This window comes from Amycolatopsis sp. NPDC021455, from assembly GCF_040640995.1.
GTDB lineage: Bacteria > Actinomycetota > Actinomycetes > Mycobacteriales > Pseudonocardiaceae > Amycolatopsis.
Map to the genome: position 1 here is coordinate 43,481 of NZ_JBFACT010000023.1, position 14,388 is coordinate 57,868.

Sequence of the window (14,388 nt, forward strand, 5' to 3'; positions counted from 1 at the left end):
CACCCAATGTGGCGTTGGGGGGGGGGGGGGGCCCCCCCCCCCCCCCGCCACATTGGGGCGCATCCGGGCCGGTGCCGGCGAACCTCGGACGCGCGGGATCAGCTGTCCGAAGTGGACGCCTCGGCGGGGGTGCGGCGGCGGATCAGCCAGGTGCCGGCGAAGGCGAGCGTGCCGAAGACCCCGGCGACGATGAACGCGGCCCGCAGCCCCGAACCGTCCGGGCTGCTCGCCGTGGTGTCCTGGCTGCCGAGCGTCGCCACGCTGACGAACACCGCCGTGCCGAGTGCCCCGGCCACCTGCTGCAGCGTCGAGAGGATCGCGCTGCCGTGCGGGTAGAGGTGATCGGGCAGCGAGCCGAGCGACTCGGTGAACAACGGCGTCATCATCAGCCCCAGCCCGGCCATCAGCAGCACGTGGATCCCGATCACCGCGATCAGCGGCGACGTCGGCCCCAGGATGGTGAACAGCCACAGCGAAACGGCCATCGCCGCCGCCCCGGGGATGACGAGCGGCCGCGCGCCGATCTTGTCGAACAGCGCGCCCACCGGGCGGCCCAGCAGGCCCAGCACCAGCCCGCCGGGCAGCACGGCCAGACCGCTGACGAACGTGCTCGTGTGCAGCACGGTCTGCAGGTACAACGGCAGCAGGATCGCCGCCCCGCCGATCAGGCAGACGAACAGCAGCGCGGTCAGCACCAGCGCGACCACGAAGCTGCGGTGCGTGAACGGCCGCAGGTCGAGCAGGGCGCGGTCGCGGCGCTGCAGCCGCAGCTGGCGCCAGACGAACACCGCCAGCGCGACGACACCGGCGACGATCGGGACCCACGGCGGCACCGGCGGCTCCGCCCCGGCCTGCTCGCCGGTCGAGGAAAGGCCGTACAGCAGGCCGCCGAACCCGATCGCGGACAGCAGCACCGACGGCACGTCCAGCGGCACCCGGCGGCGCTCGCCGTCCAGCCGCAGCAGCACCCCGCCCGCCACCAGCGCGGCGACCGCCAGCGGCAGCACGATCCAGAACATCCAGCGCCAGCCCAGCGAAAGCACGCCACCGCCGATGGTCGGCCCGATCGCCGGCGCGACCGCGATGACGATCGTGATCGTGCCCATCGTCGCGCCGCGCCGCTCCGGCGGCACCAGCCGCATCACCGTCGTCATCAGCAGCGGCAGCATCACCGCCGTGCCGCACGCCTGCACCACGCGCCCGGCCATCAGCATCCCGAACCCGGGCGCGAGCCCGCACAGGAGCGTGCCCAGGCTGAACGCCGAGAGCGAGAAGAGGAACACCTGCCGCGGCGAGAACCGCTCCAGCATGAACCCGGTCGTCGGGATGACGACGGCCATGGTCAGCAGGAACCCGCTGGTCAGCCACTGCACCGTCGTCGTCGGCACACGGAGGTCGACGGTCAGCTCGCGCAACGCGACACTGAGGATCGTCTCGTTCAGGATCATCACGAACGCCGACAGCACGAGGACCCCGATGAGGAGTCCCGAACGCGCGGGAGCGCGGTGCACGTCGGCGGACGGGGTGGACACGGTTTCGGTCATCGAGGTCGGGAGCTCCCCAGGTCGGCCGCGCCGGCGGATGGCCGCCTTCGGCGCCGGCGACGGTCGGGATGAAGGCGGATGTCCTTCGCAGTCTGCCCGTTTCCGCAGGTTCGTGTCACGGCGTTTTCCCACCCCCACCCCCTGTGTGGACCCCGCGAAGGCGTCCGATATGCTTCCGCCAGTACGAAGTTCCGCAGCGCGCGATTAGCTCAGCGGGAGAGCGCTTCCCTGACACGGAAGAGGTCACTGGTTCAATCCCAGTATCGCGCACCACGAGTCCGGCCCCCTTCGGACCTCGTGGAAGTTCGTACGACGGGCGATTAGCTCAGGGGGAGAGCGCTTCGTTCACACCGAAGAGGTCACTGGTTCGATCCCAGTATCGCCCACGAGACGGTTGAGAGGGTCATGTTCGCGGAAAGCGCGAACATGACCCTCTCGTCGTGTCTTGTGGGGGCCGAGCCCCCACATCCCCGCCGGGGGCAAGCCTCCGGACCCCTGCCCGTGGTCCCGTTGGGTTGTGGGCGTACGGGTTTGTCCACTTCGGACTTCTACAGCAGTCGGCGTTGCACCACGTCGGCGATTATCGTGTCGACCACTTTCCTCAGCTCGGCGTCTTCGGGGAGCGTTCCTTTGCGGCGGCCTGCGAACAGGAGGTGACCCGCGCCGATCAATGACAGTGCCAGTGCGCTCACCTCCGCGTCCGCTGCTATGCGGCCCTGTTCGCGTTCGGCTTTCAGGTAGGCCGTGAGCATGTCTCGGGCTTCGGCCAAAAGGGGGAGGCCCTCACCTGGTCGGCGTAGGCGGTTGCGGAGCTCGTCGCGGGCGAACAGCAGGCTTACCAGGGCCAGTGAGATCGGGTCGAACAGCTCTGTCACGGCGGCTGTGAGGTTGTCCGCCACTGTTCGTGTTCCCGCGCTCGCCTGCAGGAGTGCTTCCTGGTCCTTCAATCGGGTGATGCGGTGGGTGACCAGCTCGGCCAGGAAGGCGTCGAAGTCCGTGAAGTGGCGGTGCAGCACGCCTTTGGCGACGTCCGCCTCCGCCGTGACCGCTCTGCTCGTCAGGGCATTGGGGCCGTCCCGGAGCAGGACCCGGTCCGCCGCGTCGAACAGCTGCTTGCGTACGTCTCGCAAGTGGACTCCGGTCGGCATGGCGTCATTCTCCGCTACGCCCTCGGCGAACGCTCGGGTGGTTGTCTTAGTGGGCATGCGCCCACTAAGGTGGGCGCATGCCCACTTTGCCTCATGAAGCTCGCTCGATGGCCGAGTCCTTCGGCGTCGACGTCGATCGCTACGACCGTGCCCGGCCCGAGTATCCCGCTGAACTGGTTGCCCGGGTCGTCGCCGAGAGCCCTGGTGCCGACCTTCTCGACGTCGGATGCGGCACCGGGATCGAGGCGCGGCAGTTCCGCGCGGCGGGGTGCCGGGTGCTCGGTGTCGATCCCGATGCGCGGATGGCCGCCTTCGCGCGCGGTTCCGGGATCGACGTCGAGGTCGCGACCTTCGAGGACTGGGAACCGGCCGGGCGGACCTTCGATGCCGTCGTCTCGGGTCAGGCTTGGCACTGGGTCGATCCCGTCGCCGGTCCGGCCAAGGCTGCCGGGGTGCTGCGGCCCGGCGGGCTGCTCGCCGTGTTCGCGCACGTGTTCCAGCCGCCGGCCGTGGTGGCGGACGCCCTCGCCGACGGCTTGCGGCGGGTTCTGCCCGGCTCCCCGTTCGCGGGGGAGTCGCGGAGTGCCGCCGAGATCTATGACGTCATGTTCGCGAAGTTCGCCGACGGGATTCGGGACGCCGGTGGGTTCGATGAGCCCGAGCGGTGGCGGTTCGAGTGGGAGCGGTCCTACAGCCGCGATGAATGGCTCGACTTCCTGCCGACGACCGGCGGGCTGACCCGGCTGGCTCCGGAAGCGCTGGCCGACGTGCTCGACGGTGTCGGTGCCGCCATCGACGGGCTCGGTGGTGGGTTCGTGCTGCCGTACGCGACGCTCGCTGTCGTCGCGCGGAAGGCTTGACAAGAAGAAGTTGGGGACACCCCAGCCGCACGAGGGCCGGGTTCGTCGCCCGGCACCACGGTGAAGGCGAGATCCACCTCGACGGCCTGGCCGCCCGGGCGTGCCCGGGCGGCCACCCCGCTCAGGCGGGCGCGATCGGGCCGAGGAACGTGCCGCCGGAGACGTCGAGCGTGCGGCCGGTGATCCAGCGGCCGTCCGGGCCGGGCCAGGAACCCGACCACGTCCGCGACGTCCTCCGGCTCGCCGATCCGGCCGAGTGCCGTCATCGCGGTGAGGCCGGCCGCCGCTTCCGGGATCGACAGCATCGGCTCCGTCATGTCCGTCCGGATCGGCCCCGGCGCGACGGTGTTCACCGTGATCCCGCGGTGGCCGAGCTCGTTGGCCAGCGTCGGCGCGAGTGCCTCGACCGCGGCTTTGCTGACCGTGTAGCCGATCTGGCTCTGCACGGCGATCCGCGAGGCCATCGAGCCGACGAGGACGATCCGGCCGCCTTCGTTCAACGCCGGCAGCAGGCGCCGGATCAGCAACGCCGGCGTCTTGACGTTGATGTCCAGCAGCCGGTCCAGTTCCGCTTCGGTCAGCTCGCCGATCGTGCTGTGCGAGCTGATGCCCGCGTTGCCGACCAGGATGTCCAGGCCGCCGCCGAAGGCGTCGATGGCCGCATCGGCCAGCCGGTCGACCGCGCCGGCTTCCCCGAAGCGGGCGTACACCGTGAAGGCGCGGCCGCCCGCTTCCTCGATCAGCGCGACGGTCTCCTTGGCCGCGACCTCGTTGCCGCCGTGGTGCACGGCGACCACCGCGCCGTCGGCGGCCAGGCGCCGGGCGATCGCCCGGCCGATGCCCCGCGAAGCTCCCGTCACCAAAGCGTTCCTCGTCATTTCCGGCTCCTCCGGGTCCGTGCGGGCCGTGGCGGCCCGGCGCTGACCGAAGGTTTCCGCCCGGCGCTGACCGGCCGCGCACCACACGCGCACCGCCGCGCGGACCCCCGGTCAGCGGCCCGCGACGGCCGCCGGTTCGGGCGTCGCGGGAGCCGGAGCCGCCGGGGAACGCCGAGGCAGGAACGCGGCGACCGCCAGCGCGACGAGGGCCGCCGCCGAGCCCATGCCCAGCACGAGCCGGAAACCGTTCTGCGAAGGCAAAGTCACGGGTCCGAAGTGGATCGTCAGCCGGGCGAGCACCAATCCCGCCGTGGCGCTGGACACCGACGTGCCGATCGAGCGCATCAGCGTGTTGAGGCTGTTGGCGGCCGCGGTCTCGGAGACCGGCACGGCCCCCATCACCAGCGCGGGCATGGCGCCGTAGGCGAGCCCGATGCCGGCGCCGATGATGCTCGAAATCAGCACGAGGTGCCAGGTCGCGCTCATCAGCACGATGCCGAGGGCGTACCCGGCGGCGACCACCACCGCGCCGAGCATCAGCGTCGTCTTCGGCCCGCGCGTGGCCGTGATGCGCGCGGACACCGGGGCGAGCGCCATCATCACCAGCCCGGACGGGGCCATCACCAGGCCGACCACCAGCATCGACTTGCCGAGGCCGTAGCCGGTGGCCGACGGCAGCTGCAGCAGCTGCGGCAGGACCAGCGACATCGCGAACATCGCGAAGCCGAACACCGCGGACGCGATGTTCGTCAGCAGCACCTGGCGCCGCGCGGTCGTCCGCAGGTCCACCAGCGGCTGCGCGGTCCGCAGTTCCCAACGGCCCCAGAGCAGGAGGACGACGACCGCGCCGGCGAACAGCCCCAGTGTCGCCACGCTGCCCCAGCCCCAGTCGGCGCCCTTCGAGATCGCCAGCAGCAGGCACACCAGCGCGATCGAGAGACCGGCCGCGCCGGGTACGTCGAAGCGGCCGCCGGTGCGCACCGGCGACTCCGGCACGAGCGCCACGACGAGCACGGTCACGACCAGGCCGAGCCCGGCCGCGGTCCAGAAGAGCGCGTGCCAGTCGGCGTTCTCGGCCAGCAGGGCCGCCGCGGGCAGGCCCAGTGCGCCGCCGACGCCGAGCGACGCGCTCATCAGCGCCGTGGCGGAGCCGAGCCGCTCGGCGGGCAGCTCGTCGCGCATGATGCTGATCCCGAGCGGGATGACTCCGGCGGCGAGGCCCTGCAGCGTCCGGCCGGCGACCATCGGCACCAGGCTGTCGGACAGCGCGCCGATCGCCGAGCCCGCGACGAGTGCGCCGAGGCTGATGAGCAGCATGCGGCGCTTGCCGTACATGTCGCCGAGCCGGCCCATGGTCGGCGTCGCCACCGCGCCCGCGAGCAGGGTGGCGGTGATGGCCCAGGTGGCGTCGGCGGCGGAGGCGTGCAGCAGCCGGGGCAGGGCCGGGATCAGCGGGATGACCAGCGTCTGCATCAGCGAGACGGTGATGCCCGCGAGGGCGAGGACCGCCACGACGACGTTCGCACGCGTCTCCCGGGCGGGTCTGGATGAGTCGGGCACGGGCGGGTCCTCCGTCGAATAGCATTTAAATCAGTCGCTTGACTTAGCGTAGCAGTCTTCGGTTGACTGATCACGAACCGACGGCCACCGCGGAGGAACCATGACGAGTACCGCCGAGATCCCCGCCTTCCCGATGACCCGCGCCGCGGGCTGCCCGTTCGACCCGCCGCCCGCGGCCCGCGCGCTGCAGGAGGAGGCGCCGCTCGCGCGCGTCAAGCTGTGGGACGGCAGCACCCCGTGGCTGGTGACCCGCTACGCCGAACAACGGGCGCTGCTGGCCGACCCGCGGGTCAGTGCCGACGTCACCCGGCCCGGCTACCCGAGCCCGGCGCCGCTGCCGAAGGGCGGCCCGGGGATCGGCTTCATCCTGATGGACAACCCGGAGCACGCGCGGCTGCGCAAGATGGTGACGGCGCCGTTCACGATCCGCCGGGTCGCCGCGATGCGCCCGGCCGTGCAGAAGATCGTCGACGAGCTGATCGACGAGCTGCTGGCCGGCCCGAACCCCGTCGACCTCGTCGAGGCGTTCGCGCTGCCGGTGCCGTCACTGGTGATCTGCGAACTGCTCGGCGTGCCGTACGCCGACCACGACTTCTTCCAGGAGAACAGCAAGGTCATCATCCGCCGGGACGCGACACCCGAGGAGCGGGGCGCCGGGCACCAGGCACTCGCCGGCTACCTCGATCGGCTGATGGGGGAGAAGCTCGCCTCGCCCGCCGACGACCTGCTGTCCGGCCTGGCCGCCCGCGTGCACGCGGGCGAGCTGACCCGGACGGAGGCGGCGCAGATGGGCGTGCTCCTGCTCATCGCCGGCCACGAAACGACGGCGAACATGATCGCGCTCGGCACCCTCGCCCTGCTGGAGCACCCGGACCAGCTGGCGCTGCTGCGCGAAGGCGACGACCCGGCGCTGGTCGCGTCGGCGGTCGAAGAACTATTGCGCTACCTGAACATCACGCACAACGGCCGCCGCCGCGTCGCGCTCGAGGACATCGAGATCGCCGGCCGGGTGATCCGCGCGGGCGAGGGCATGATCATGGCCAACGACGTCGCCAACCGCGACCCGGCGGCGTTCCCGGACGGCGACCGCCTCGACCTCACCCGCGACGCGCACCGGCACGTCGCTTTCGGCTTCGGCGTCCACCAGTGCCTCGGGCAGCCGCTGGCCCGGCTCGAGCTGCAGGTCGTCTACAGCACGCTGTACCGGCGGATCCCGACGCTCGCGCTCGCCACCGCCGTCGAGCAGATCCCCTTCAAGCACGACGGATCGGTGTACGGCGTCTACGAGCTGCCGGTCACCTGGTGACCGGGCGGCTCAGACGCTGCGCAGCACGGAGACGACCGCGCCGAGGATCACCGCGCGGTCGCCGTCGATGACGTCGTAGGCCGGGTTGCGGGGCTCGAGGTACACGTGCCCGTCGCGGCGGCGGTACACCTTCACCGTCGCCTCCTCGTCGATCATCGCCGCGACGATCTGCCCCGAGTGCGCTTCGGACTGCTGCTTCACCACGACGATGTCGCCGTCGCAGATGGCCGCGTCGATCATCGAGTCGCCGCGGACGCGCAGGCCGAAGACGGTGCCGCGGCCGGTCAGGTCGCGCGGCAGCTTGAGGACGTCGTCGACGTGCTCGACCGCCGAGATCGGCGTGCCGGCGGCGATGTCGCCGACCACGGGCACCGGGACCGAGTCGCCGTCTTCGGCGGCGGCGCTGCCGTGCAGGAACGCGCGCACGTCCATCGGACGCGACACGGTCGCGCCGCGGCGGAGGAAGCCCTTCTCCTCGAGGGCGGCCAGGTGCTTCGAGACCGAAGACGTCGACTGCAGGCCGACGGCCTCGCCGATTTCGCGCGTGCTGGGGGAGTAGCCGTGCTGGACCACCCAGTCCCGGATCGCGACGAGGATCCGCTGCTGCCGCGGCGGCAGGGCCGAAGGGTCGAGGTGCTCGAACGTGTCGTCGTAGGTGGTCACCGGCGGAATCCTAGAGGCAGCGGCCCGCCCGCCCGACCTTCACCCGTCCGGGGACGTGCCCACCCCTCGAGGGCACGTCCCCGGACGGGCGGGTTACCCGGTGTCCCGCTTGCGGATGCGGTCCACCAGGCGCTTCAGCCGCCGTCGCCAGCGCCGGGCCGCCGCATACTCGCGCTGGACCTCGGCGATGCGGGTCCGGGCGTAGGTCTCGTTGATCATCACAGCTCCTTCGGTTGCCGTCCGGTGTCCCACGGTGCGCGGGAGCCCTTCGGAAAACCTTGAACAGGTCTTGTCCGGGCGCCGCCGATCCGCTAGGCCTGGAAGCAGGGAGGGGGTCAGTGGTGGCAGACCTGCGGGTGCTGGGCGCCGTCGAGGTCGTGGCCGGGGGCACCCGGCTCGACGTCGGGCACGCGCGCCAGCGTGACGTCCTGGCCGTGCTGCTCCTCGACGTCGGCCGGGTCGTGCCGGTCGACCGGCTCGTCGACCGCGTGTGGGGGGAGCGGCCGCCCCGGCAGCCGAGGAACACCCTCTACGGGTACGTGTCCCGCCTGCGCGGGGTCCTGGCCGCGCTGGACGGTGTGACGATCGAGCGTGACCGCGGCGGCTACGTCCTCGCCGCCGACCCGCTGACCGTGGACGTCCACCGGTTCGAAAGCCTCCTGGCGCGGGCCCGGACGACGGCGGACGACCACGCGGCCCTCGCGCTGTACGACGAAGCCTTGGCGCTGTGGCGGGGAACGCCGCTGCGCGAACTGGACTCGCCGTGGGTGGACGGCGTCCGCGGCGAGCTGGAGCGCAAGCACGAAGCGGCCGTCCTGGACCGCGACGACCTGCGGCTGCGCACCGGCGCGCACGCCGCCGTGCTCGCCCGGTCCGGGCCGGACGGCGTGACCGGCGAACGGGCGGCGGCGCAGCGGATCGAGGCGCTGTTCCTCGACGGCCGCCCGGCGGACGCGCTGCGCGAGTACGAACGGGTCCGCTCGCGCCTGGCGGACGAGCTCGGCGCCGACCCGGGGCCGCGGCTGCGCGGCCTGCACGAACGCATCCTGGCCGGCGGCGGGCCGGACGCCGGGCGGCCGGTGCCCCGGCAGCTCCCGGCCGCGCCATCGTCGTTCACCGGCCGCACCGCGGAACTGGCGGCGCTCGACCGGATGCTCGCCCCCGAAGGCGCGGTGGCGGTCATCTCCGGCGCGGGTGGCCTCGGGAAGACCTGGCTGGCCGTGCGGTGGGCGGCCGGCCACGCGGACCGCTTCCCCGACGGGCAGCTCCACGTCGACCTCCGCGGCTTCGACCCGGCCCACGAACCGGTGCCCGCCGAGCGCGCCGTCCGCGGGTTCCTCGGCGCGCTCGGCGTCGCCCCGGCGTCGATCCCGCCGGAACCGGACGCGCAGGCCGCGCTGTACCGGACCCTCACGGCCCAGCGACGGCTGCTCGTGGTGCTCGACAACGCGCGCGACACCGCCCACGCCGCCCCGCTGCTGCCCGGCGGATCCGCTTGTTCGGTCCTGATCACCAGCCGGCACGAGCTCGGCGGCCTGCTCACCACCCACGGCGCGAGCGCGCTGCCGCTGCGCACCCTCGACGACCACCAGGCGCGGGAACTGCTCGCCCACAAGCTGGGCGCGGCCCGGCTGGCCGCGGAACCCGAGGCGGGCCGGGAAATCCTGCGCCAGTGCGGGGGAATGGCACTGGCCCTGGCGATCGTCGCCGCCCGGGTGGCCGCCCAGCCGGGCCGGCGGCTGGCCGCGCTGGCCGCCGAACTGCGCGAAAGCCGGCTGGACGCCCTGGACACCGGCGAACTGACCGCGAGCCTGCGTGCGGTGTTCGACGCCTCCTACCACTCCCTCGACCCGGGTTCGGCGGCCGCGTTCCGCTTGCTGGGGCTGGTGCCCACCGGGGACGTGGAGCGCGCGGCCGCGATCGCCCTGCTCGGGGACGCCCGGCCACTACGCGTGCTGTGCGCCGCCAACCTCCTGGAAGAGAACCCGCCGGGCCGGTACCGGATGCACGACCTCGTCAAGCTCTACGCCGCCGAGCTCGCGGTCCGGACCGACGGCCCCGATACCCGGCTCGCCGCGTCGACCCGGCTGTTCGACCACTACCTGTGCTGGGCGTCGGCGGCGATGGAGCTCTACTCGCCCCACGAGCCGTATGTGCGGCCGCCGGCCGGGCGGTCGGCCGGGCCGCAACCGCGTTTCGCGGACAGCCACGCCGCGCGGGTCTGGCTGGACGCGGAACGGGCCACCATGCTGACGCTGGCCACGAGCGCCCCGGAAGCCCTGGCGGGGCACGTGGTCCGGCTGGCGGCCACGCTGTGGCGGTACCTGGACGTCGGGGCGCACTACCACGAGGCAGTCACCCTCCACACGGCCGCGCTCGCGGCGGCCCGCCCCGGCACGCCGGAACAGGGTTTCGCCGGCCAGGGCGTCGGCATGGCCTTGATCCGGCTCGGCCGCTACGACGAAGCCGCCGGTCACCTCGAGCGGGCCCTGTCGATCGCGCTGGACCAGCGGAACGACCTGCTCGAAAGCATGACTCACAATGGCCTCGGCTCGATCGACGACATGCGCGGCCGGCGCCCGGCCGCCCGGGAGAAGTACGGGCTCGCGCTCGCCGCCGCGCGCCGGACCGGCCACGCGCTGCTGGAAGGGATCGCGCTGTGCAACCTCGGCCAGCACTACGACTGGTGCGGAGACCACCGGACCGCGATCGGCCACCTGAACCGCAGCGGCGCGATCGCGCGGGAGCTGGGGTCGGCCGGACTCGGCGGGCCCGTGCTCGCCGCGCTGGGCAGCGCCTACGTCGGCCTGGGACAGCTCGACGAAGCCGGTGACCACTTCCGCCGCGCCCTGGACTTCGCCACGACCGGCGGGAACACGAACCTCGAAGTCTCGGTGCTCAACGACATCGCCGCCACGAAGACCGGCACCGAGGCGACCGAGTGGTACGAGGCGGCGCTCGAGCTGGCCCGGCGAACCGGGCACCTGCACGAGCGCGCCCGGGCCCACCACGGCCTGGGCCGGGTGTACCTGGCGGACGGCAACGACACTGACGCGAAGGCTCACCTCGAAGCGGCGTTGGCCGCCTTCACGGCGCTCGGCACCCCCGAGGCCGGCGACGTGCGCGCCCTGCTCGGCTCGTCTCCGGAAAAGGGCGGTGCGACGCCATGACATCCGACTTGGTCATCCGGCTCCGGCCGCCTGGCGCCGCCGGGCCGCTGCGCATCGGCGCCACCGGCGAAGAAACGCTGGAGACGCTCCGGCGGCTCGGCGAACCCGTGGTGCTGTGCGGGTTCCGGGGCGGCCGCCCGGGCTGGGGCGTCGAGCGGCCGTCGGGCATGTCGATCGACTGCCACTTCGACGAGTCCGGCCGCGTCGAGGCGATCCGGCTCGGCAGCCCCGACGAGACCGACGCGGTGATCTACGAAGGACTGGACCTCTTCCGGACACCGGCCGACGAAGTCGTGGCGGCGCTACGCGCGAGAACGGCGGTCACCGAGGAGGAGAACGGGCACACCTACCGCGCACCCGGCCTGCGCCTGGCCCTCTGGCGGCCCGTGACACCGGACGAGCCGGGCGAGGACGGCGAAGACTGGGACGGGCGCTTCTTCGCCACCGTGCTGCTCGCGCGGCCCGGGTACGGTGACGAGCCGTCGGCCCAGGAGGCGTGCTGACCGGCGAGGAAATCGTGCGCGGAGGAGGCCTGGATGGCTCGGCTGGGCCGGGACCGGACGCCGGTGCTGTTCGCGGTGACCACGTCCGTCCTGAGTGGTGTGGTCCTGGCCGTCCTCACGAAAGGACTGCAACTCGGCATTTCGGCCGGTGCCACCCTCGGCTGGGCCGCGCTGGTTTCCGCCGTCGTCGCCGTCGCCTTCTGGGCCGCGTTCGCGGTGAAGACGCGGAAAGGACCGAAGGCGGCTTTCCTGATGACCTCGGCGTTCGAGCAGAAATACTATGTGGCGGCACTGGTGCAGCAGGTGCACCGCGCGCTCGATCGGGAAGACATCGACCTCGTCCTCAAAGTGCCGGACCGGGACTACGACGCCGGCGCGCAAGCACATCACCTGCGCCGCATCGCGAGCAAGAAGCACTGCTACCTCGGCGGCATCGTCGTCGCCGGTGAGGTGGCCCGGCTGCGCGAAGACCTGGCGGCGTTCTGCCGTGCCTCGCGCCTGCCGGTGGTGTTCTCCGATCTCGAACCCTTTCCCACCGAATCCGAATACCCGGACCACACCGCGTTCATCGGGTACGACACGGGCGAACTCGGGGAACTGGCCGGACAGTGGCTGGTCGGGCAGCTGCGCGGCCGGGACCGCCCGGGGGTGCTCATCATCGCCAGCCGGGAACACGACAGCAGGCAGAAACGCTGTGAAAAGGTGCTGCGCTCCGCGTTGCCCGATGTCGACGTCACCACCGATGACCGGTGCGAGTTCGTGCGTTCACGGGCGTGCAGCGCGGTCCGCGCCCACCTCCGGCACTGGGAAGCCGGCCGGCGCCTCGACGCGATCTTCTGCACCAACGACGAGATGGCGCTGGGCGCCCTCGACGCCCTCGCGACAACCGCGTCCGCGGCCACCCGGGACACCGTCGTGATCAGCGTCGACGGGGTGCTGGAAGCCAGAACGCTGATCGACACCGGCGACAGCCCGCTCCGGGCGACCGTCGTCCAGGACGCCCACCGCCTGGCGGTGGGCGCCGTCGACCTGCTCGTCAAGATGCACCGCGGCGACGCCGTGCCCCGGCGCACGATCCTGAACGCGGAACTGTACGAGGGCGGCTGATCTCGCCGGTCAGGTCAGCTCGCGCAGGGCCGCCTGGCCGATCTGCTCCCGGAGCCGGAACTTCTGGATCTTCCCCGAACCCGTCAAGGGCAGCTCGGCGGCGGTGAACCAGCGGGCCGGTGTCTTGTGCGGGGCCAGGTTCGCGCGGCACAGGGCGTGCAGCTCGCCGACCGGCGGGACCTGGCCGGGGTCGGCGGGCACCAGGACGGCGGCGACGATCTCGCCCCAGACGGGATCCGGCAGGCCGAGCACGGTGACGTCCCGGATGCTCGCGTGCGTGAACAGCACCTGCTCGATTTCGGTGGCGTAGATGTTCTCGCCGCCGCGGATGATCATGTCCTTCAGCCGGCCCGTGACGGTCAGGTAGCCGCGGTCGTCCAGGACGCCCAGGTCCCCGGTGTGGAGCCAGCCGTCCGCGTCGAGGGTTTCGGCCGTGCGTTCCGGCATGCCGAAGTAGCCGAGCATGCTCTGGTAACCCCGCGCGCAGACCTCGCCGGGCCGGCCCACCGGCACGATCCGGCCGTCGAGCGGGTCGCGGATCGCCACCTCCAGCTGCGGCAGTGGGCGGCCGGCCGTGGTGGCCTTGTCCTCGGGTGTGTCGTCCGGGCTGGTCTGGGTGACCACCGGGGACAGCTCGGTCTGGCCGTACACCGCGGTGAACCGGGCACCGAACTTCTCCTCGGCCTGGCGCACCAGCGCGGGCGGGATCGGGCTGCCGCCGGAGAGCACCCGCGAGAGCTTCGAGAGGTCGAACGCGGCGAAGCCGGGGTGGTTCAGCATCGCGATCAGCATGGTGGGCACGCCGGCCAGCAGGTCCGCGTGGTGCTCCGCGGCGGCGGTGAGCAGCAGGGCGGGGTCGAACACCTGGCACAGCACGAGGGTGGCGCGCTGGTGCGCGCAGCCCAGGACGCCCATCGCGCAACCGGCGGTGTGGAACAGCGGCATCGCCGAAGCCAGGGCGCCCCGGCGGGGCAGCTGCGTCCGGTCGATCATGAACCGGGCGTTGGTGACCAGGCCGCGGTGGTGCAGCAGCGCGCCCTTGGGAAAGCCCGTGGTGCCCGAGGTGTACTGGATCTGGGCGGCGTCACCGGGCCGGACGTCGGGCAGGACACCGGTTTCGCGATGGGCGCCCACCGTCTCCGGCCAGTCGGCGAAACACAGGGTGGTGCGCAGCTCCGGCAGCCCCGCGCTCGCCTCCCGGGCGATGGCCGTCATGTCGCTGCCGCGGAACGCTGCGGTGTGGACCAGCCCCGCCGAGCGGGACTGCTCCAGGACGTACCGCAGCTCGGCCGCGCGCAGCGCCGGGTTCGCGGTCACCAGGACCAGGCCGGCCAGTGCCGCGCCGTACTGCAGCACTGTCCACTCGGGAATGTTGGGCGCCCAGACGGTGACCCGCTCGCCGGGGGAGAAGCGGCCCAGCAGCCAGTGCGCGCACTGCTCGGCGTCCTCGAGCAGCTGGCGGTAGGTCCACCGCCGGCCGGTCCGGTCGGTGCCGGCCAACGGCGGTGCGTCCGGTGGCGCGACCTCGACCAGGGCGAGCTGGTCCCCGGCGTCGGCGGCGGCCTCGCGCAGCAGGTCGCCGGTGGTCGTCTCCAGTACGGGCCGGCTCGTGTCCGCCGGCCAGTACGACTCCGTCAACGGTTCCATCG

The 14,388-nt window shown here is 72.5% G+C and carries 11 protein-coding genes, 2 tRNA genes and 1 pseudogene; 7 read left to right on the forward strand and 7 right to left on the reverse strand.

Annotation, left to right across the window (positions count from 1 at the left end; translation table 11 throughout):
• Positions 1-98: 98 nt before the first annotated feature.
• The gene (locus tag AB0G28_RS24800; protein ID WP_361093321.1) at positions 99-1,544 is read right to left on the reverse strand and encodes a DHA2 family efflux MFS transporter permease subunit; all 1,446 of its coding nucleotides are present in this window, start codon (positions 1,542-1,544) and stop codon (positions 99-101) included.
• A gap of 198 nt (positions 1,545-1,742) precedes the next feature.
• On the opposite strand from AB0G28_RS24800, the gene AB0G28_RS24805 reads away from it, so the two are divergent.
• Positions 1,743-1,817 (forward strand) — tRNA-Val (locus tag AB0G28_RS24805).
• Positions 1,818-1,858: 41 nt separating this feature from the next.
• A tRNA-Val gene (locus AB0G28_RS24810) sits at positions 1,859-1,930 on the forward strand.
• 162 nt (positions 1,931-2,092) lie between these two features.
• Here the strand turns inward: AB0G28_RS24810 and AB0G28_RS24815 are convergent.
• Entirely contained in the window at positions 2,093-2,692 is a 600-nt protein-coding gene (locus AB0G28_RS24815; protein WP_361093324.1) for a TetR family transcriptional regulator, read from the reverse strand.
• 107 nt (positions 2,693-2,799) lie between these two features.
• On the opposite strand from AB0G28_RS24815, the gene AB0G28_RS24820 reads away from it, so the two are divergent.
• The gene (locus AB0G28_RS24820; protein ID WP_361093524.1) at positions 2,800-3,552 is read left to right on the forward strand and encodes a class I SAM-dependent methyltransferase; all 753 of its coding nucleotides are present in this window, start codon (positions 2,800-2,802) and stop codon (positions 3,550-3,552) included.
• A gap of 121 nt (positions 3,553-3,673) precedes the next feature.
• Here the strand turns inward: AB0G28_RS24820 and AB0G28_RS24825 are convergent.
• Positions 3,674-4,430 (reverse strand): annotated as a pseudogene (locus tag AB0G28_RS24825) (SDR family oxidoreductase).
• A 111-nt stretch (positions 4,431-4,541) separates the two neighbouring features.
• Positions 4,542-5,990: an MFS transporter gene (locus AB0G28_RS24830; protein WP_361093327.1), complete on the reverse strand. Its 1,449-nt coding sequence runs from the start codon at positions 5,988-5,990 to the stop codon at positions 4,542-4,544.
• Between the two features lie 100 nt (positions 5,991-6,090).
• On the opposite strand from AB0G28_RS24830, the gene AB0G28_RS24835 reads away from it, so the two are divergent.
• Entirely contained in the window at positions 6,091-7,296 is a 1,206-nt protein-coding gene (locus AB0G28_RS24835) for a cytochrome P450 (protein WP_361093330.1), read from the forward strand.
• 9 nt (positions 7,297-7,305) lie between these two features.
• Here AB0G28_RS24835 and lexA read toward each other — a convergent pair whose 3' ends face one another.
• Together lexA and AB0G28_RS24845 are read right to left on the reverse strand one after the other, a co-directional pair.
• Positions 7,306-7,959, reverse strand: a complete 654-nt coding sequence (gene lexA, locus AB0G28_RS24840; RefSeq protein ID WP_361093333.1) for a transcriptional repressor LexA — start codon at positions 7,957-7,959, stop codon at positions 7,306-7,308.
• Positions 7,960-8,052: 93 nt separating this feature from the next.
• Positions 8,053-8,178 carry a hypothetical protein gene (locus tag AB0G28_RS24845; RefSeq protein WP_361093336.1) on the reverse strand — a complete coding sequence of 42 codons (126 nt, stop codon included), beginning with the start codon at positions 8,176-8,178 and terminating at the stop codon, positions 8,053-8,055.
• Between the two features lie 122 nt (positions 8,179-8,300).
• On the opposite strand from AB0G28_RS24845, the gene AB0G28_RS24850 reads away from it, so the two are divergent.
• The 3 genes from AB0G28_RS24850 to AB0G28_RS24860 are packed head-to-tail and all read left to right on the forward strand — an operon-like array spanning position 8,301 to position 12,739.
• Positions 8,301-11,129, forward strand: a complete 2,829-nt coding sequence (locus AB0G28_RS24850; protein WP_361093339.1) for a tetratricopeptide repeat protein — start codon at positions 8,301-8,303, stop codon at positions 11,127-11,129.
• The gene (locus AB0G28_RS24855) at positions 11,126-11,632 is read left to right on the forward strand and encodes a hypothetical protein (RefSeq protein WP_361093342.1); all 507 of its coding nucleotides are present in this window, start codon (positions 11,126-11,128) and stop codon (positions 11,630-11,632) included. Before AB0G28_RS24850 ends, AB0G28_RS24855 begins: the two co-directional genes overlap by 4 nt.
• A gap of 33 nt (positions 11,633-11,665) precedes the next feature.
• Positions 11,666-12,739: a substrate-binding domain-containing protein gene (locus tag AB0G28_RS24860; protein ID WP_361093345.1), complete on the forward strand. Its 1,074-nt coding sequence runs from the start codon at positions 11,666-11,668 to the stop codon at positions 12,737-12,739.
• A gap of 9 nt (positions 12,740-12,748) precedes the next feature.
• Here the strand turns inward: AB0G28_RS24860 and AB0G28_RS24865 are convergent, their stop codons facing one another.
• Positions 12,749-14,386 (reverse strand): AMP-binding protein, encoded by a 1,638-nt coding sequence (locus AB0G28_RS24865; RefSeq protein WP_361093348.1) that lies wholly within the window; start codon positions 14,384-14,386, stop codon positions 12,749-12,751.
• Between the last annotated feature and the right edge of the window lie 2 nt (positions 14,387-14,388).

Bases quoted from the DNA above. Each gene is read 5' to 3' on its own strand.
- AB0G28_RS24800 (WP_361093321.1), bottom strand. From the start codon at position 1,544: ATGACCGAAACCGTGTCCACCCCGTCCGCCGACGTGCACCGCGCTCCC.
- AB0G28_RS24815 (WP_361093324.1), bottom strand. From the start codon at position 2,692: ATGCCGACCGGAGTCCACTTGCGAGACGTACGCAAGCAGCTGTTCGAC.
- AB0G28_RS24820 (WP_361093524.1), top strand. From the start codon at position 2,800: ATGGCCGAGTCCTTCGGCGTCGACGTCGATCGCTACGACCGTGCCCGG.
- AB0G28_RS24835 (WP_361093330.1), top strand. From the start codon at position 6,091: ATGACGAGTACCGCCGAGATCCCCGCCTTCCCGATGACCCGCGCCGCG.
- AB0G28_RS24845 (WP_361093336.1), bottom strand. From the start codon at position 8,178: ATGATCAACGAGACCTACGCCCGGACCCGCATCGCCGAGGTCCAGCGC.
- AB0G28_RS24855 (WP_361093342.1), top strand. From the start codon at position 11,126: ATGACATCCGACTTGGTCATCCGGCTCCGGCCGCCTGGCGCCGCCGGG.
- AB0G28_RS24860 (WP_361093345.1), top strand. From the start codon at position 11,666: ATGGCTCGGCTGGGCCGGGACCGGACGCCGGTGCTGTTCGCGGTGACC.
- AB0G28_RS24865 (WP_361093348.1), bottom strand. From the start codon at position 14,386: ATGGAACCGTTGACGGAGTCGTACTGGCCGGCGGACACGAGCCGGCCC.